We start from the raw sequence: 17,727 nt of genomic DNA on the forward strand, positions 1-17,727 counted from the left end.
GCCCACCCGAGCCGACCGCCGCGCACCGGGAATGCAGTACAGCTGCCCGCCCCCTGCGGTCCAGCCTGCCATCCGGTTGCTTAGTGCACACAATAAAGGGCTTTCGCGGAATGTCAACCGGTCTGAGCCGAACGTATGCCGGTCGTTCATCGCGCGTTCACTCCGGGGGGCTCGGCGACGCTCAGAGCCGCGCCTCCAGATCGCGGACTGCGGCGGCGACCGCGTCCGGCGCCTCCCAGGCGGTGAAGTGGCCTCCTCGCTCCAACCGCTCGAACGACCGGATGTCGGCGTAGCTCTTCTCGGCGAGCGAGCGCGGGTAGGCCGCCTCGTGCCGCTGCACCAGGATCGACGCCGGGACGGTGATGACGGGATGCAGCTCGTCGTCGTCGGGCGACTCGCGGTACGGGCGGAAGCTCGTGCCGATCGACCGCGTCACCCAGTACAGGGTGACGTCGGTCAGTACGTCGTCGGGGTCGAACCGCTCCAGCGCGTCGCCGTCGCTCCAGGCGGCGACCTTCTCGGCGATCCAGGCCAGCAGACCGCTGGGCGAGTCGATCAGCGCGGCGGCGAGCGTGTCCGGACGGGTGCCCTGCTCGTGCGCGTAGCCCGACTCCGCGGGGGAGGCGACAGAGGCCAGGAACGTCCGTTCCGCATCGGTCAGCTCGACGCCGGGGCGCGAGCGTCCCGCGAACGAGGCGTGGCTCGCGACGATGCCCGCGACGGCGTCGGGATACGAACCCGCCAGCCAGTCGCTCACGCCGGCACCGACATCCTCGCCGTACGTCAGAAAGCGGTCGTACCCGAGTTCTCGCGTCATGAGCGCGTGCCAGCGACGGGCGGTGCCGGCCGACGAGTACGGCTCCGGAAGCGGGGCCGAGTAGCCGTAACCCGGGAGGGAAGGGATGACGACGTCCCGCTCCTCGCTCAGCAGATCGGCGAGGTCGAGCATCGACGCGAACGAGTACGGCCAGCCGTGGGTCAGCACGATGGGCAGGGCGCTGCCGGCCGTGCGGGCCGGGGCGCGCACGACGTGCACGGCGCACCCGTCGATCTCGAGCATCCACTGGTCGTAGCGGTCGAGGCGGCGCTCGAAGGCGCGCCAGTCGTAGCCGTCGCGCCAGCGGTCGATCAGCTCCGCGAGCACGTGCGGCGGGATGCCGTTGGACCAGTCCGGGCCGGGCGTCTGCTCCGGCAGGATGGCCACCTCCAGCCGGCGCCGGAGGTCGTCGAGCACGGGCTGGGGGACGTCGATGCGGAACTCCATGGGGCGACGGTAGCGGAGGCCGCCGACACCCGTACGCGACGTCGGAGGCCGGGCGTACAGTGAAAACATGGCCCGCAACCGTGACGAAACCCGTCGCCCGGCTCGCGAGTCCGACCCGCTCGTGGAGGCCGCGCGCTACCGGGTGAGACGCGACGCGGAGGCCCGCGGCGAGCAGGTGGAGGAGGCGAACGCCGGTCAGCCGTCGATGGAGCAGCGTGCGCAGATCGTCGAGACGGCGATCCAGCAGGCGATGCGGCGCGGCGACTTCGACGACCTCCCGGGGGCGGGCAAGCCGCTGCCCGGGCTCACCGGGACGCACGACCCGGACTGGTGGATCCGCCGCAAGATCGAGCGCGAGCAGCTCACCGGGCTCGGTCCTCCCGCGCTGCTGCTGCGCACCGAGGACAAGGAGCTCGACGCCAAGCTCGACCGGCTCGCGTCCGAGGGCGCGGTGCGCGAGCACCTCGAGACGTTCAACCGGCGGATCGTCGAGGCGAGGCGACAGCTGCAGGGCGGGCCGCCCGTCGTCACGCCGACGCGCGACGTCGACGCGGAGGTGCGGCGCTGGCGCGAGCGGCGCGAGCAGCGCATCCGGGAGGCGGACGCCCGCCGCCGCGCCGAACGCGAGGAGTGGGAGTCGCTCACCTGGCGCGAACGGCGCAGGCGGAGGCGCTCGCCTGGCCGCTGACCGCTACTCGGTCAGGTGCTGGTGCGGTGCGGTGAAGTGGATGCTGTCCGCGGTCACGCCGACGAGCCCGAGCGTCACGCGCAGCAGCTGCGGCGGCAGACCGTCGGCGGGCGGCGGGGTGGCGGCGCCCAGCGTGATGCTCTTGCCGTCCTGGCCGGTCGCGGTCACCGAATCCACGTAGACCTGCACGGTGCCGCGCAGCGCCATCTGATCGGCGGTCGTCGCGAGCTTCGGCCCGGTGGCCTTGCGCACGGTCAGGCTGAAGCCGTCGATGGTGATGCTGTCGGCGGAGATCTTCAGCACCGGGATGCGACTGCCGTCCGCGAGCGGAACGGTCACCACGCTGATGCCCTTCAGCCCCGAGAACGACAGGGACCGGCTGCCCAGCTGCGCGGGCGGCTGGGTGAAGACGGGAGCGCCGGCGTCCGGTCCGGCGGCCGCCGGGGGAGCGGTCGGGCCGGGTGTCGTGCCGGGCACGGCCGGGGTTCCGGGTGCGCCGGGCAGCGGCAGGTCCGGGATGCCGGGGGCGGCCGGGGCGGTCGAACCCGGCGACGGCGTAGGGGTCGGGCTCGGGGAGCTGCACGACGTGAAGAGGGGGATGCACAGGGCGGCCGGCGCGGACGACGGAACGCGTGCCGCGCCCAGACCGGCGAGCGCCGCGGCGACGCACGCGATCAGCGCGCCGGCGACGACGCCCGAGCCGCGGCGCCTCATGCGGTCGTGCCTTCGCGGGAGGTGGGCGCGGGGTGCTCGTCGGACGCATCCACCGCATCCACCGCGTCCTCCTCATCCGCCGCATCCTTCTTCGGCATCCACGCCACCGTGAGGATGCCGCCCACCGTGCTCAGCAGCATCCCGACGAAGAAGCCGCCCAGGTTCACCCCGACGAGCGAGTACACGGCGACCGCCAGCGCGATGACGCCGTAGAAGATGCGGTGCGCGGGCATCGCGATGACGAGCACGCCGAGCAGCACCAGCAGGATCGGGATGATCGTCGCCTGCAGCCCCTCGATGCCGAGCTGCACATGGATCTTGCCGATGTCGAGCTGGCCCGAGAAGAACAGCTCGATTCCGCCGAGGGCGGTGAGGACGCCGCCCACGAACGGGCGACGGCGCCGCCAGGCGCGGAAGCGCGCCCTGTTGCCTGTCGCGTGCTCTGCCACGATCAGAAGCATCCCTTCGAGCCGTCGGTCAGCTGCACGTGCATGCCCGTCAGGGTGAACACCGAGGCCTGCGTGCTCCACGCGGTCTGCTGGAGGTTCGTGATGGTGACGGTGTCGGCGTCCTGCGCGAAGTCGCCGGCGGCGCCCTTGGCGGTCGTGTTGACGGTGGAGGCGTCGACGCCGATGCGGATGTTGTGGAACTCCGAGTCGCCCTTCAGATCCGTCATCCCGATCTGCAGGTCGGACGCGCTGGCGGGGGAGCCGCCGCCGCCCGCGGTGATGAGCATGCCGACCTTGCCGAGCGGGGTGTCGGTGACGACCGACTGGCAGAGATCGGAGAGGGTGGCCGACTTGATGTTCGCGATCGCGACCTGGTGCTCCTTGCCGGCGGTGTCCGGGGCGACGCCCGCGTACTGCGAGAAGCCGGTTCCGTCGAGCTTGGAGGCGCTGATCTGGAACTGGCTGCCGGAGACGGCGAACGAGACGGGCACGGCGCCCTGTGCGACACCGGCCATCAGCAGGGTGGAGACCACGGCGACGGGGACGGCGGCGAGAGCGATCCGTCCGGCGTGCGACCCAGCGAGCTTTCGGAACTTCATCGATCCTCCTGTTCGGGGGACTTGACAGCCACGGCGCGGTCAGGTCCACGAGCGAGCTTAGACGTTATTGACCGCGTGTCAATAGTCGAGGTCGCCACTCTCGCGCCGGGAGGCGGCGGATAGGCTCGACGCATGGACACGGACCGGCGGACGCGACTGACGCCGGACGAGCGGCGGGCGCAGCTCGTCGCCCTGGGGGTGGCGTTCCTCGCCGACAACCCGCTGGACCAGCTGACCATCGAGGAGCTGTCGGCCCAGGCCGGGGTCTCGCGCGGGCTGCTGTTCCACTACTTCGGGTCGAAGCAGGGCCTCCACCGGGAGGTGGTACGGACGGCGCGCGACAGCATGCTGCACGCGACGGAGCCGGTCGCCGGGCTGCCGCCGCTGGAGCGCCTCCACGACACCCTCACGCGGATCGTCGCGTTCGTGCGCGAGCACAGCGGCACGTTCTACTCGCTGGTGCGCGGCGTCGCCTCCGGGGACACGGAGGTGCGGTCGGTGGTCGAGGAGGCGCGCGGCGAGCAGGCCGAGCGCGTGCACGCCGTGTTCCTCGAACTCGGGGTGCCGGACACGGAGCTGCTGCGCATCGCGCTGCGGTCGTGGATCGCGTTCGCCGAGGAGGCGCTCGTCGAGAGCGCGATCGGCACCGACCTGCCGTCCGAGCGGATCGTCGGGTTCCTCGAGCGCAGCGCGCGCGGGGTGGTGGATGCGCTGGAGCCGGGCGCAGAGGGCTAGCGCAGACGGCTAGCGCAGACGGGTAGCGCAGACGGGTAGCGCAGACGGGTAGCGCAGCGGGCTAGATGCCCTCCTCCTCGACGTCCTCCTCGGTGAGCACGCCCGCATCCACGTCGTCGTCGCCGTGCTCGTCGTACTCCGGCTCGGCCTCGCGGGGCTGACCGCCGGTGGGGCCGTCGTTGCCGTCGCCGGGTCCGGACCAGATGGTCTCGCCGGCGACCGCGTCGTTGGTGACCAGCTCGTCGGCGAAGTCGGCCTCCGCCTCCCGGTCGTTCAGCGCGTAGTCGACGTCGCCGTCGGCCGGGTCGGCCCACCCCGGCGTCTCGCCCGCATCACCTTCGCCGATCTCGACGCCCTCGACACCGTCCTCCGGTACTCGCTCCATGCCCGCACCGTACACCCGCTCAACGCCACCGCCCCACCGTCGAGTACACACTTTCTGCACGCGACACGCCGTGGGGGCGTGTAGAAATCGTGTACTCGATGGTGGGGCGGGAGCGGAGCGCTCAGGAGGCGGTGGGGAAGGTGATCGTTTTTCCAGAGCCGGCGTCCTTGACGGCGGCGTCCTTGAAGGCGGCGAACTGGGCGGCGTCGGTGAAGCCGCCCTGGTAGCGCTCGCCGTTCACGAACACGGTCGGGGTGCCGAAGCTGCCCGAGGTCGGGTTCCTCAGCTGCGAGTTGCCGGTCGCGTCCGACGTCATCGTGGTGATGAACGACGCGAAGGTCTGGTTGTTCACGCAGTCGGTGATCGCCTTCGACGACACGCCCGCATCCTTGAAGATCGACAGGATCTGCGCGTTGCTCAGGCCCCCGCCGGTCTGCTCGTCCGGCTGCTTCGCGAAGAGCGCGGCGTTGATGTCGAAGAACTTGCCGGGGTCGGAGTTCGCGACGCAGGATGCGGCGGCCGCCGCCCGGGTCGAGTACTGCTTGTTCTGGCTGCTGTCGAGGATCGCGACCGGGTGCACCTCGAGCGTCGCCGAGCCCTCCTGCAGCCACTGCTTGATCTGCGGGTTGTTCGTTGTCTCGAACTGGTCGCAGTAGGGGCACTGGTAGTCGAGCCAGATCTGGATGTGCGCGGTCTTGCCGTTCAGCTCCATCTTGGTGGGCGTCGGCTTGCCGCCGGCCGGGATGGCGGGCGTGCTCGTGGCCTGCGTGGGCGAGGTGAGCAGGATGCCGCCGCTCGCCATGTTCTTCGGGTTCGCGGCGCTGGCGCCCGGTCCCATGCTGGTGAAGACGACCACGCCGATGATGGCCAGCACCGCGACGATGCCGACGATGACGGAGCTCTGGACGACGATCTTGCGACGGCGCGCCTTCTTGGCGGCCTCCTCGCGCATCCTCCTGGCGGTCTCGCGCGCCTCCTCGCGGCGGTCGCGTTTCGTGGGACCCGTGGTTCCCCTGCCAGTTGCCATTCAGCTCATCCCATCGAACGGTGGACAGTTCCTCCACGATCGTAGGGGTGTTTTGCTTTGAAGGCGCTGTGCCGGGCGGCGTCGTGGCCTAGCGTGGAGGCATGCTGTTCACGGATCGAGCCCGCTGATGTCCGACGATGCCGCCGGCGCCTCGGGGCGCGAGCCGAAGGACGGCCGCGACACCGCCGGCGCCGACTACGCCGAGCGGCTGCACCGCCTCGACACGTCGTGGTGGCGCCGCACCCTCAACGTGCAGGCGCCCTACCGCTGGAACATCCGACGCCTCCACCTGGGCCGGGTGCTGGATGTGGGGAGCGGCCTGGGCCGCAACCTCGCGCACCTGGGCAACAACGGGGTCGGAGTCGACCACAACCCGGAGTCGGTCGCGATCGCGCGGGCGCGCGGGCTGACGTCGTTCACGAGCGACGAGTTCCCGGCGACCGAGTACGCGAAGCCGGGCACGTTCGACTCGATGCTGCTGGCGCACGTGGTCGAGCACGTCGACCCGGACTTCGCGGTCGAGCTGGTGCGGATGTACCTGCCGTATGTGAAGCCCGGCGGTCACGTCCTCTTCATCACACCCCAGGAGCGCGGCTACGCGAGCGACGCGACGCACGTCGCGTTCACGGACTTCGAGGGCCTGCACCGGCTCGCCGACCGGCTGGGGCTCGTGGTCGAGCGGGAGTACTCGTTCCCGCTGCCGCGGTTCGCCGGGAAGGCGTTCACCTACAACGAGTTCGTGGTGCTCACGCGCATCCCCGGGTGAGCCGGTCGGACGGGCGGCGCTACTCCGCCGTCGCCGGCGTGCGGCCCAGTTCGACGTCCTCCACGCGCGAGCGCGGCATCGCCAGGCCCGCGGCGATCGTGAGAACGGTGGCGATCGCGACGGCCACGAAGACCGCGGTCGACGCCGACTGGATGGTCTCGGGCGACTTCGCGCCGCCGGCCGAGCCCGCGATGATCGAGTTCGCGATCGCGCCGAACACGGCGACGCCGACAGCGCTGCCGATGGAGCGAGCGAACATGTTGCTGCCGGTCACGACCCCGCGCTCGTTCCACGCGACGCTCGACTGCGCGGCGATCAGGGTCGGGGTCGCGATGAGCCCCATCCCGAGTCCGACCACGAAGCAGCTGACCGCGACGAACAGCACCGACGGGGTCAGCGAGGTCAGCGCGAGCGAGATCGCGCCGACGATGGCGATGCTCATCCCGAGCAGTGCCGTGTTGCGGAAGCCGATGCGCAGGTAGAACCGTCCGGACACACTGGCCGCGATCGGCCAGCCGAGCGTCAGTGCGGCGACGGCGAGACCGGACACGATGGGCGCGACGCCGATCGTGCCCTCCAGGTAGGTCGGCACGTACGACGTGAGGCCGATCAGGATGGCGCCGACACCCAGCGAGATCAGGGTGGTCGTCACGAGCAGCCGCCGGGAGAACACCCACAGCGGCAGCACCGGCTCGGTGGCCCGCCGCTCGACCAGTACGAACGCGACGAGCAGCAGCCCGCCGAGCACGAACGCGCCGATGCTCCAGATCGAGTCCCACGCCCAGGCCTGGCCGCCCTCGAGCACCGCGAGGATGAGGAGGGTCGTGCCGGCGGTCAGCAGCACCGCGCCCGCGTAGTCGATGCGGTGCCTGCGGCGCTCGATGCTCTCGTGGAAGCTGCGGATCAGCATCCAGGCAGCCAGGATGCAGAGCGGCACGTTGACGAAGAAGATCCCGCGCCACGACAGGAACTGCGAGAACACGCCGCCGAGTGTCGGCCCCACGACCGAGGAGATCGCCCAGACGCTGGCGAGGTAGCCCTGCGTCTTGGCGCGCTCGGCGATCGTGTAGATGTCGCCCGCGATGGTGATGGACATCGGCTGGATGGCGCCCGCGCCGAGCCCCTGCAGCGCGCGGAACGCGATGAGCGCCGGCATGCTCCAGGCGAACCCGCAGAGCACCGAGCCGAGCAGGAACAGGCCGATCCCGATGAGCACGATCGGCTTGCGGCCGACGGTGTCGGAGAGCTTCGCGTAGACGGGGACGGAGACGGCCTGCGCGAGCAGGTAGACGGAGAACAGCCACGGGAACTGGGCGAAGCCGCCGAGGTCCTGAACGATCGAGGGGACGGCCGTCGCGAGGATCGTCGAGTCGATCGCCACCAGCCCCGTCGTCAGCATGAGGGCGATGAGGATGGGGCCGCGTTCCGATCGGAAGCCGACGCTCGCTCGGGTGGGTTCGTTCATACCGGTCAACAACGTAGCCCTGGTACCTGCATTCCCGCTTGACGTGAAAGAAACCGCGCGCGACAATCTGAAACATGTCTTTCACATCGGGACGGCCGGAGCGTCGCACCACTGTCACCGACGCCCGCGCGCTGCGGGCGCTCGCGCATCCGCTCCGTCTCGCGCTGCTGGACCACCTGATGTCGTTCGGTCCGCGGACGGCCAGCGAATGCGCGGCGGTGGTCGGCTCGACCGCGTCCAACTGCAGCTACCACCTCCGCGCCCTCGCGAAGGTCGGCCTGGTCGAGCCGGTGGATGCGGAGGACGGCCGCGAGCGTCCCTGGCGGTCGGCGTCGACCGGGCTGAGCTTCGGGCGGTCGGAAGACCCCGAGTTCGAGATCGGGGCCGACACCGTCGAGCGCGCCCTCGCCGACCGGCAGGTCGACGACGAGGCGGCTCTGGTGCACCGGGCCGTCGCGCAGCGCGACGAGCAGCCGGTGGAGTGGCGTGAGGCCAGCATGCTGAGCGGCTACGCCTTGAAGCTGACCCCGGCCGAGCTGCGCGAGCTGGGGGAGCGGCTGGATGCGCTCATCCGCCCGTACATCGGGCTCACCCGCACGGATGCTCCCGAGGGGAGCGACGTCGTGGCGCTGCACCTCAACGCCTTCCGTCACCCGGATGCGATCGCGGCGGCACGGGTCGCGGAGGAGGACCCATGACCACGGTCCCGGCACTGAAGCGCTCGCCGTCCCCGCTGCTCCGCCGCGACTTCGCGCTGGTCTGGTCGGCCGGGCTCGTCTCGGACACCGGCGACTGGCTGCTGCGGATCGCCCTGCCGCTGTTCGCCCTCTCGGCGACCGGCTCGGCGCTCGGCGCGTCCACCGTGTTCCTGGTCGAACTGGTGCCGATGCTGCTCGTCGGCAGCTTCCTCGGGGTGCTCGTCGACCGCTGGGACCACCGCCGCACGATCGTCGTCGTCGCCGTGCTTCAGGGGCTGTTCCTGCTCCCGCTGCTGGCGGCGAGCGCGGACCGGATGGGCATCGTCTACGCGGTCGCTGCGGTGGAGGCGGTGCTCGGCGCGGTCATCAACCCGGCCCGGCAGGCGATGACTCCGCAGCTCGTCGGCGCCGACCAGCTCGCGCGCGCCAACGCGCTGATCGCGGTCAGCGACAACCTGGCCCGGCTGATCGGGTCGCCGCTCGGCGGGCTCGCGTTCGCCTTGTGGGGGCTGCCGGGCGTGGTGGTGGCGGATGCGGCGTCGTACGTGATCACGGCGGCGCTGGTGGCGCTGAGCCGGCCGCATCCACTCGGCGTGTACGGCGACGACAGGAGCGCCGCGGACGGCGAGCCCGCAGTGGCGGTCGAGCGGCGCATCCTGCGCGAGTGGGCGGAGGGGATCGCACTGATCGCCCGCTCGGGCACCCTCCGCATCCTCGCGCTCATCGCTGCGCTCGGCGGGGTCGCCCAGGGCCTCTTCCTCGTGCTGTTCCTCGTCTACGTCACGCAGAACCTGGGCGCGGGCGACACCGGCGCCGGGGTGATCCGCGGCGTGCAGGCCATCGGCGGCGTGCTCGGCGGCCTGGTCACGGGACTGCTCGCCCGCCGGCTCGGACCGCGCTCGCTGATCGGCGGCGGCTACCTGGTGTTCGGGATGCTGTCCCTCCTCACCTGGAACCTCGCCCCGTTCACCACCGCGCTCTGGGTGTATTGCGGGCTGTTCATCGCGATGGGGCTCCCGGCCGTCACCACGGCGACCGGCGAGATCACGCTCGTGCAGACCGCCGTCCCGCCGCGGGCGCTGGGCCGGGTGATCGCGGCAGTGACGACGCTCGACGGCGCGGCGCAGGCGCTCGGGCTGCTGCTCGGCGGGCTGCTCGCGGGGTCGGGCGACATCGTTCCGCTGCTCGACGTGCAGGCGTCCCTCTATCTGCTCTGCGGAGTGATCGGCATCGTCGCGCTGCGGGGGGCCAAGCGTCTTCCATAACGGCCCGCCGCGAGGATAGTGTGGCGCCACGCTGGTCTCCCGGAGGTGGATGATGTCGTTCCGATCACCGCTGCTTCGCCGCACGGCGCTCCGCCGCACGGCGCTCCGCCGCACGATCGCCGCAGGCGCCGTCGCCGTCTGCGCGCTCACCGGGCTCACCGCGTGCGACCTGTTCGCGCCCCAGGACACGCTCTACATCCAGTCGGCCATCGTCGGCGCGAGCGCTACGGTCGGGCAGGTCTACGTCGGCAACGCGGTGCTGGTCACCGGCGACGACGACAGCGCGAACCTCGTGATGACGCTGGTCAACCAGAGCCAGACGGACGCGCAGGAGATCACGATCATCCCGACCGGCGGCCAGACCATCCAGGTGTCGCTGCCGGCACGCGCGACCAAGAAGCTCGGCGATCCGCCGTCCGAGACCACGCTGGTCACCGGGCTCGACGCGAAGCCGGGTTCGCTGACAACGGTCTCGGTCACCAGCAGCGGCAACTCGGTCGGGCTGCAGGTGCCGGTCGTCACGCAAGCGCTGCAGCCGTACGGGACGCTGACGCCCGTCCCGGTGCCCACGCCGACCTCCACCTCGACGCCGTCCTCGACGCCGTCGCCCTGAGCGCGCCTCCGCGCCGGGACTCGCGCTCGCGCATCCCGGCGTGATATTGACACGAAACCCCCGCGATTTCCCGCTGATTCCGCGGAAGTGAACGTAGGGTGTCCGTGTGTGGCGACTGGACAGGAAGACCGACGATGACGACGCGACGTCGGACATCGCAGACGACGACGCCCTGAACCCGCGCACGACCACCTCCCCGCACACCCTCAGCCTGGGCGACCCGGCCCTCGTGGCCGGCAACATCGCCGAGCCCGTGTGGCGGCGCTGGCGGGAGGAGATCGCGGCGATCGGGGGAGACTCCCCGCTGCTCCACTTCGAGGACAGCCCGCGCACCCGCATCGAGCTGAGCACCACGCATCCCGGCGGCCTGCCGCAGTTCATCACCGGTCAGAGCACGCTGCTGTCGAGCCTCATCCGCGACGAGCTGGCGCTGCGCACCGCGCGCGCCGCCGCGAACGCGATCACCCAGAAAGGCATCGAGCTGCGCTCGGTGCGGGGCATCGAGTCGGTTCACCTGGCGATCGGCCTGGCCCAGTGGCGGCACGGCGCCGAGGAGTACTTCGCGCCGATCCTGCTGCGTCCGCTCGCCATCCGCCGCTACGGCCGCGACTTCGAGCTGAAGCTCAAGGGGCAGACGTTCCTCAACCCCGAGCTCGCGCGCGCCCTGAACGAGCAATTCCAGATCACGCTCGACGCCGACGCGTTCGTGGCGCTCGCCGTCTCCAACGGCGTGTTCAAGCCGCAGCCGGTGATCGACCGGCTGCGCGGCCTCACCTCGCACCTGCCGTGGTTCAACGTGCAGCCGCGCCTGGTGGCCTCGTCCTTCGCGGATGTGGCACCCGCGCTCAGCGAGGAGGCCCGCGACCTCGACACTGTGCTGCTGGACGCGCTGGCCGGCAACCCCACAGCGCGCACCACCGTCGAGGGCGCGTTCAACCCGGTGGAGCCCATCCGCCAGGACGAGCGCCCGCCCGCGACCGACACCCTGCTGCTCGACGCCGACGAGACGCAGGAGAACGTGGTCGCGCAGATCGCCGCGGGCAACTCGCTGGTCGTGAAGACCCTCCCGGGCACCGGCGGCACGCAGACGATCGTCAACGCGATCGGAGCCCTGGTGTCGCAGCACAAGCGCGTGCTCGTGGTGAGCCCGCGCCGCTCCAGCCTCGACGACATCGCGCAGCGGCTGACCAAGGCCGGCCTGCCCGGGCTCGCGGTCACCCCGCGCACCCTGCGCCGCGACCTGGTGCAGTCGATCGCCCGCAACGAGAAGGCGACCCAGCCGAAGGTCACGGACGTCGACGAGGCGCTGGTGCGGCTCCGCAAGGTGCTCGTCGACTACCGCGGGGCACTCACCCGCCGCGACGCCGTGCTCCGCGTGTCGGTGCTGGATGCGCTGCGCGAGCTGTCGCGCCTGTCGCTGCTGCCGTCGCCGCCGTCCACCACCGCCCGCCTCGGCCGGCACGCCATCGAGGCCCTCGCGCGCGACCGCGCCTCCTCCGCCGACGCGCTGATCCGCGCCGCGCGGCTGGGCGAGTTCCGCTACGGCCCCGACGACTCGCCCTGGTACGGCGCCTCCTTCACCACCACGGAGGAGGGCAAGGCCGCCCACGAACTCGCCAAGAAGCTGAACCGCGCCGAGCTGCCGCGCCTCATCGACCGCGCGCAGGCGCTCATCGGCCAGACCCGGATGCGCCCGTTCGCCTCCATCGCCGAGCTGGGAGTGTACCTGCGGCTGCTGCTCGACATCCGCGAGACGCTCGACAAGTTCACGCCGTCGGTGTTCGACCGGTCGCTCACCGAGCTGATCGCGGCCACCGCATCCCGCCGCGAGTCGCCGTCGATGTCGAGCGCCAACCGGCGCCGCCTGCGCAAGCACGCACTGGAGTACGTGCGCCCGGGCGTTCACGTGACCGACCTCAACGAGAGCCTGCGGCGCATCCAGCAGCAGCGCATCCTGTGGAACCGCTTCGCCGTCGCCGGCGTCGTGCCCGAGGTGCCGGTGGGCATCGCTGATGTGCAGGTCGCCTACCAGCGCGTCGCCGAAGACCTGGCGCGCCTCGACATCCCGCTGCGCCGCACCGGCACCCCGCAGTCCCTCGCCGCGCTGCCGGTGGAGGAGCTGACCCGCCAGGTCGCCGGTCTCGCCGCCGAGTCGGAGGTGCTCGCCAACCTGCAGGAGCGCACCGCGCTGCTCACGCAGCTCCGCGACCTGGAGCTCGACCCGCTGATCTCCGACCTCTCCATCCGGCACGTGCCAGAGAGCCAGGTCAGCGCCGAGCTGGAGCTGGCCTGGTGGCAGTCGGTCCTGGAGTCGCTGCTCGCCTCCGACCGCGCGCTGCTGAGCGCCAACACGGGCGTGCTCGACCGGCTGGAAGCCGACTTCCGGCTGGTGGACGAGGCGCACGCCTCGGCGACGGGCAAGCAGCTCGCGTGGATGCTCGCCGAGACCTGGAAGATCGGCATCGTCGACTGGCCCGACGAGGCGGCCGCGCTGAAGCGTCTGCTGAAGTCGAGCATCCCGACCGCGGCCACCCTCAACGAGGCGGCGCCGCACCTGGCGCGCCCGCTGGCGCCGGTGTGGCTGATCTCGCCCTACGAGGTTCCGTCGATCGGCCGCGAGGTCGGCTTCGACGCCGTTCTGCTCGTGGACGCGGGCGCGTCGAGCCTCGCCGAGAACGTGCCCGTCATCCGCCGCGCCAAGCAGGTCGTCGCATTCGGCGACCCGGTGACGCAGACGCCGTCGCGCTTCGACATCGGCGTGCACGAGTACGGCACGACGGTCGAGGACGTCGATGTGGATGCGCTGCACGCGGACTCCGCGCTCAGCCGCCTCTCCGAGCTTCTCCCGGTCTACACGCTCAGCCGCAGTTACCGCGCCGGCGGCGAGGACCTCGCCGAGCTCGTCAACCGCCGTTTCTACGGCGGCATGATCGACTCCCTCCCGTGGGCGGGAACCTACCTCGGGCACGGCAGCCTCGCGCTGCACTACGTGACCGGCGGCCAGGGCATGCCCGACAGCGACACCGGAGCCGTCGAGTCGACGGACGCCGAGGTCGCCAAGGTGGTCGAGCTGGTGCTGGCGCACGCGACCGAGCGGCCGCGCGAATCCCTCATGGTCATCACCGCGAGCGAACGGCACGCCGTGCGGGTCAACCAGGCGGTGCTGGCGGCGTTCGCGAAGCGGACCGAGCTGGCGGACTTCATCCTGGGCGAGCGCGCCGAGCCGTTCACCGTGGTGACCCTCGACCAGTCGGTCGGCCAGAGCCGCGACCGCGTCATCTTCTCCATCGGCTACGGGCGCACCCCGCACGGCCGCCTGCTGTCGAACTTCGGCGCCCTTGCGGAGCCGGGCGGCGACCGCCTGCTCGCGGTCGGGATGACCCGCGGACGCCGCGGGATGGACATCGTCTCGTGCTTCAAGCCGGACGACATCGACGAGTCCCGGATGCGCCACGGCATCGCCGCGCTCGCGCAGGTGCTGGGGGAGGCCGACCAGATCCAGGCGGCGGCGCCCGAGTACCTCAGCCCGGACGCCGACCCGATGGTGCAGGACCTCGCGAAGCGGCTCGCCCGCCGCGGCCTCGACGTGCAGCTCGGCTACCGCGGCAAGCTGACGCTGGTCGCCGCGCACGAGGGCCGCGCGGTGGTCGTCGAGACGGACCAGGATGTGTCGAAGGGCAGCCTCCGCGAGTCGCTGCGGCTGCGCCCGGACGTGCTCCGCCGCCTCGGCTGGCACTACCTGCGCGTGCACAGCTTCGAGCTGTTCGCCGACCCCGACGCTGTCGCCGGCCGCATCGCCGCGCTGATCGGCAAGGCGGAGCCGGACGCCCAGACGGCGCCGATCACGCTGCCGCCGCTGCCGTAGGGTCTGCTCCCCTCGTTCTAGGCTGGATGCGTGAGCGAGACACCCGGGAGGCGGCGCAACCGCCGAGTGCAGCGTCCCGGCGCGCCCGGAACCGACCCGGCGCCCCGCGTCGAGCCGCGCGACGAGCCCCCTCCCGCCGCCCCCGACTCCGACGACGCCCCCACCTGGGGTTCGAACGACGAGCGGCTCCGCCGCGACGTCCCGCCCCACTGGTAGCGCGCGCCCGCGCCCGCGTCGGCGCTGCGCCCTCCCCTCCCTCCTCCGTTCGTCGAGGTGCACGTAGTTGCGCACCTGCCCGGCGTGTCGCCCGCAACAAGGTGCACCTCAGCGAATGGAGGGTGGGTGGGGCCGCGGGTGTCCGGATCGCCGAGGTGCACGTAGTTGCGCATGTGGGCGGCGTGTCGACCGCAACAGGGTGCACCTCAGCGAATGGAGGGTGGGTGGGGCCGCGGGTGTCCGGATCGCCGAGGTGCACGTAGTTGCGCATGTGGGCGGCGTGTCGCCCGCAACAAGGTGCACCGCGGCGGGAGGCGCGGACGGGCGGATGGGCGGAAGCGCGGAGGCGCGGAGGGGCGGAGGGGCGGATGGGCGGATGGGTGGGATTCACGCGACGACGCACGTCTCGTCGCGTGGAGGTGCGCACGGATGCGGCGAGTGGTGAGGCGATGTCGCCGCTCGTGCGGAATGGGCGCGGCGAGTCGCCGGTCGGATGGGCGAAGGGCGAGATTCCTGCGTCAGGTGAGGGGGTCGGCGTGCTTACCGGAGGGCTGCGGCGGGGACTGCTGCGCCTGCAGGAGGTCGCGGATCTCGGAGAGGACGTCGAGTTCCGTGATCGGCTTGTCGGGCTGCACGACGCCCTTCTTCCGCAGCCGCTCCGCGCGCTGTTTGACCTGGTTCAGCGGGTACACGAACACGAAGTACACGACGACCGCGACGATCAGGAAGTTGATGACCGCCCCGAGCACGGCGCCGAACTTGATGTCCGAGCCATTGAGCGTCACGACCATCGCGCCGTCCAGGGTGCTCGACTTGAAGAACGCACCGATCAGCGGATTGATCAGGTTGTTGACGATGGACGTCACGACCGCCGTGAACGCCGCGCCGATGACGACCGCGACCGCGAGGTCGATCACGTTGCCGCGGAGGATGAACTCCTTGAACCCTTTGAGCATGACCGGACGAACCCTTCTACGCGGCGGAGCCCGACGACGGCGTCGACGGGCTCGAGGAGGTGGAGGAGCTGGAGGAGGAGCTGGAGGAGGAGCTGGATGAGGTGGGAGCGGAGGAGGAACCGGAACCGGAGGACGACGAGTCCGGCTTCTTCGCCCCACCGCGCGAATCCGTCCGGTAGAACCCGGACCCGTTGAACGTCACGCCGACCGTCCCGAACACTTTGCGCAGCGATCCGCCGCAGTTGGGGCAGACCGTGAGGGCGTCGTCGGTGAAGGCCTGCTGGATGTCGAAGGCGTGGCCGCAGTCGCGGCACGAGTAGGAGTAGGTGGGCATTCTTCTTCCGCTGCGCTTCAGGGTGGAGTCAGGTGGGCCGGCGGCTCAGGTGAACTGGACGATCCGGGTCGGGGTGACCGCGCCGTCCACCGGCTGGTCGTGGCGTTCGCGCGGCACCTCGTCCACGAGCTCGCCATCGAACAGCACCGCGTACACCGGGGGACATTTTTCCATGCTGCCGAGCGTCTTGTCGAAGTACCCGCGGCCCCAGCCCATCCGCATCCCCGTCGCGTCGACCGCGGCGGCCGGGACGACGATGAGGTCGACGTCGTTGATCGCGATGGGCCCGAGCAGCTCGCCGACCGCCTCCGGGAGGCCGTACAGGCCTTCCGTCTCGGTCTCGCCGTCGCCGGTGGTCCAGTCGAGGAGGCCGTCCTCGCGCGAGATCGGCAGCAGCACCCGCAGCCCCTGGGCGTGCGCCCAGTTGAGGAACGGCCGCGTGTCCGGCTCGATCGTGGTGGAGAGGTACGCGGCGACGGAGCGGGCGGAGAGGTCGGTCGCGAGGTCGACGAGGTTGCGGGTGATCCCTGCCGTCGCCGTCTGCCGCTCGGTCGTGGTGAGGTTCTGCCGGCGCTCGCGGAGCTCCGCGCGCAGGGCGCGCTTGCGATGAGCGGCAGTGTCCGGATCCATACGGCAATCCTAGGAGATGCCATCCTGTGCTCCGCTGAAATGCGGATACTGTAGGCGGCATGGCTAATCACGACCGCGTTACGAAAGCAGTGATCCCGGCAGCCGGTCTCGGAACCCGGTTCCTCCCGGCGACGAAGGCGATGCCCAAGGAGATGCTTCCGGTCGTGGACAAGCCCGCCATCCAGTACGTGGTGGAGGAGGCGGTGGATGCGGGCCTGCACGACGTCCTGATGATCACCGGCCGCAACAAGAACGCCCTGGAGAACCACTTCGACCGCAACGCCGAGCTCGAGGAGACGCTGACGAAGAAGGGTGACACCGACCGCCTGCAAAAGGTCCTGTATTCGACGGCTCTCGCCGACATGCACTACGTGCGCCAGGGCGACCCGAAGGGTCTCGGCCACGCGGTGCTGCGCGCCAAGATGCACGTCGGCCGCGAGCCCTTCGCCGTGCTGCTCGGCGACGACATCATCGACGCGCGCGACGACCTCCTCAAGCGGATGCTGACGGTCCAGGCGCGGCGCCACGCGACCGTCGTCGCCCTGCTCGAGGTCGACCCCGACTCCATCCACCTCTACGGCGCCGCAGCCGTCGAGAAGACCGACGAGGACGACGTGGTCCGGATCACCGGCCTGGTGGAGAAGCCCGACAAGGAGCACGCGCCGTCCAACTACGCGGTCATCGGCCGCTACATCCTGCGCCCGGAGGTCTTCGACGTGCTGGAGCGCACGGAGCCCGGACGCGGCGGCGAGATTCAGCTGACGGATGCGCTGCAGTCGATGGCCGAGGCCCCGGACTGGACCGGCGGCGTCTACGGCGTCGTCTTCCGCGGCCGCCGCTACGACACCGGCGACCGCCTCGACTACATCAAGGCCATCGTGCAGCTCGCCGTCGACCGCGAGGACCTCGGCCCCGACCTGCGCCCATGGCTGCGCGACTTCGCGTCCGGCCTGGAGGACGAGCCCGTCGAGATCGTCGAGGAGATGCCGGCCGACCCGACCGGCCCCATCCAGACGCTCTCCGCTCGGGACCTCTGACAGCCGGCCGAAGGAGGAGTC

Annotated in this window: 19 protein-coding genes; 9 read left to right on the plus strand and 10 right to left on the minus strand. The window is 71.1% G+C overall.

Annotated features, from left to right (window positions below; translation table 11 throughout):
* Window positions 1-181: 181 nt before the first annotated feature.
* Window positions 182-1,264 (minus strand): epoxide hydrolase family protein, encoded by a 1,083-nt coding sequence (locus tag ACR9Y5_RS06080; RefSeq protein WP_481297118.1) that lies wholly within the window; start codon window positions 1,262-1,264, stop codon window positions 182-184.
* A gap of 67 nt (window positions 1,265-1,331) precedes the next feature.
* Here ACR9Y5_RS06080 and ACR9Y5_RS06085 point away from each other — a divergent pair, with 67 nt between their 5' ends.
* Window positions 1,332-1,952, plus strand: a complete 621-nt coding sequence (locus ACR9Y5_RS06085; RefSeq protein ID WP_481297119.1) for a DnaJ family domain-containing protein — start codon at window positions 1,332-1,334, stop codon at window positions 1,950-1,952.
* A 3-nt stretch (window positions 1,953-1,955) separates the two neighbouring features.
* On the opposite strand, the gene ACR9Y5_RS06090 is transcribed toward ACR9Y5_RS06085, so the two are convergent.
* Genes ACR9Y5_RS06090 through ACR9Y5_RS06100 form a run of 3 tightly spaced genes read right to left on the minus strand, consistent with a single transcriptional unit; the run spans window position 1,956 to window position 3,714 of the window.
* A complete protein-coding gene (locus ACR9Y5_RS06090) occupies window positions 1,956-2,666 on the minus strand; it encodes a hypothetical protein (protein WP_481297120.1) in 711 nt (236 codons plus the stop codon).
* Window positions 2,663-3,115, minus strand: a complete 453-nt coding sequence (locus tag ACR9Y5_RS06095; RefSeq protein WP_481297121.1) for a DUF6114 domain-containing protein — start codon at window positions 3,113-3,115, stop codon at window positions 2,663-2,665. The genes ACR9Y5_RS06090 and ACR9Y5_RS06095 overlap by 4 nt, the downstream gene beginning before the upstream one ends.
* A gap of 2 nt (window positions 3,116-3,117) precedes the next feature.
* Window positions 3,118-3,714: a DUF6230 family protein gene (locus tag ACR9Y5_RS06100; protein ID WP_481297122.1), complete on the minus strand. Its 597-nt coding sequence runs from the start codon at window positions 3,712-3,714 to the stop codon at window positions 3,118-3,120.
* Window positions 3,715-3,846: 132 nt separating this feature from the next.
* Here ACR9Y5_RS06100 and ACR9Y5_RS06105 point away from each other — a divergent pair, with 132 nt between their 5' ends.
* On the plus strand, window positions 3,847-4,449 hold the full coding sequence (locus ACR9Y5_RS06105) for a TetR/AcrR family transcriptional regulator (RefSeq protein ID WP_481297123.1): 603 nt from the start codon (window positions 3,847-3,849) through the stop codon (window positions 4,447-4,449).
* A 61-nt stretch (window positions 4,450-4,510) separates the two neighbouring features.
* Here the strand turns inward: ACR9Y5_RS06105 and ACR9Y5_RS06110 are convergent, their stop codons facing one another.
* Together ACR9Y5_RS06110 and ACR9Y5_RS06115 are read right to left on the minus strand one after the other, a co-directional pair.
* A complete protein-coding gene (locus tag ACR9Y5_RS06110) occupies window positions 4,511-4,834 on the minus strand; it encodes a hypothetical protein (RefSeq protein ID WP_481297124.1) in 324 nt (107 codons plus the stop codon).
* Window positions 4,835-4,955: 121 nt separating this feature from the next.
* Window positions 4,956-5,861 carry a DsbA family protein gene (locus tag ACR9Y5_RS06115; protein ID WP_481297125.1) on the minus strand — a complete coding sequence of 302 codons (906 nt, stop codon included), beginning with the start codon at window positions 5,859-5,861 and terminating at the stop codon, window positions 4,956-4,958.
* 127 nt (window positions 5,862-5,988) lie between these two features.
* Between ACR9Y5_RS06115 and ACR9Y5_RS06120 the strand changes: the two genes are divergently transcribed.
* The gene (locus ACR9Y5_RS06120; RefSeq protein WP_481297126.1) at window positions 5,989-6,627 is read left to right on the plus strand and encodes a class I SAM-dependent methyltransferase; all 639 of its coding nucleotides are present in this window, start codon (window positions 5,989-5,991) and stop codon (window positions 6,625-6,627) included.
* A 19-nt stretch (window positions 6,628-6,646) separates the two neighbouring features.
* Here ACR9Y5_RS06120 and ACR9Y5_RS06125 read toward each other — a convergent pair whose 3' ends face one another.
* Window positions 6,647-8,092: an MFS transporter gene (locus tag ACR9Y5_RS06125; RefSeq protein WP_481297127.1), complete on the minus strand. Its 1,446-nt coding sequence runs from the start codon at window positions 8,090-8,092 to the stop codon at window positions 6,647-6,649.
* A 74-nt stretch (window positions 8,093-8,166) separates the two neighbouring features.
* On the opposite strand from ACR9Y5_RS06125, the gene ACR9Y5_RS06130 reads away from it, so the two are divergent.
* From ACR9Y5_RS06130 to ACR9Y5_RS06150, 5 genes are all read left to right on the plus strand, one after another.
* Entirely contained in the window at window positions 8,167-8,790 is a 624-nt protein-coding gene (locus ACR9Y5_RS06130; RefSeq protein WP_481297128.1) for a helix-turn-helix domain-containing protein, read from the plus strand.
* A complete protein-coding gene (locus ACR9Y5_RS06135; RefSeq protein WP_481297129.1) occupies window positions 8,787-10,055 on the plus strand; it encodes an MFS transporter in 1,269 nt (422 codons plus the stop codon). Before ACR9Y5_RS06130 ends, ACR9Y5_RS06135 begins: the two co-directional genes overlap by 4 nt.
* Before the next feature lie 52 nt (window positions 10,056-10,107).
* Window positions 10,108-10,668: a hypothetical protein gene (locus ACR9Y5_RS06140; protein WP_481297130.1), complete on the plus strand. Its 561-nt coding sequence runs from the start codon at window positions 10,108-10,110 to the stop codon at window positions 10,666-10,668.
* 106 nt (window positions 10,669-10,774) lie between these two features.
* Window positions 10,775-14,533, plus strand: coding sequence for an AAA family ATPase (locus tag ACR9Y5_RS06145; RefSeq protein ID WP_481297131.1), 3,759 nt, complete (start codon window positions 10,775-10,777; stop codon window positions 14,531-14,533).
* A gap of 30 nt (window positions 14,534-14,563) precedes the next feature.
* A complete protein-coding gene (locus ACR9Y5_RS06150) occupies window positions 14,564-14,749 on the plus strand; it encodes a hypothetical protein (RefSeq protein ID WP_481297132.1) in 186 nt (61 codons plus the stop codon).
* Window positions 14,750-15,267: 518 nt separating this feature from the next.
* Here the strand turns inward: ACR9Y5_RS06150 and mscL are convergent.
* The 3 genes from mscL to ACR9Y5_RS06165 are packed head-to-tail and all read right to left on the minus strand — an operon-like array spanning window position 15,268 to window position 16,669.
* Entirely contained in the window at window positions 15,268-15,705 is a 438-nt protein-coding gene (gene mscL, locus ACR9Y5_RS06155; RefSeq protein WP_481297133.1) for a large-conductance mechanosensitive channel protein MscL, read from the minus strand.
* A gap of 16 nt (window positions 15,706-15,721) precedes the next feature.
* Entirely contained in the window at window positions 15,722-16,039 is a 318-nt protein-coding gene (locus ACR9Y5_RS06160) for an FmdB family zinc ribbon protein (protein ID WP_481297134.1), read from the minus strand.
* A gap of 45 nt (window positions 16,040-16,084) precedes the next feature.
* Window positions 16,085-16,669: a 5-formyltetrahydrofolate cyclo-ligase gene (locus ACR9Y5_RS06165; RefSeq protein ID WP_481297135.1), complete on the minus strand. Its 585-nt coding sequence runs from the start codon at window positions 16,667-16,669 to the stop codon at window positions 16,085-16,087.
* Between the two features lie 59 nt (window positions 16,670-16,728).
* On the opposite strand from ACR9Y5_RS06165, the gene galU reads away from it, so the two are divergent.
* On the plus strand, window positions 16,729-17,706 hold the full coding sequence (gene galU, locus ACR9Y5_RS06170) for a UTP--glucose-1-phosphate uridylyltransferase GalU (protein WP_481297136.1): 978 nt from the start codon (window positions 16,729-16,731) through the stop codon (window positions 17,704-17,706).
* The last annotated feature ends 21 nt before the right edge of the window (window positions 17,707-17,727 follow it).

This window comes from Leifsonia sp. KNZ13-11D, assembly GCF_056754895.1.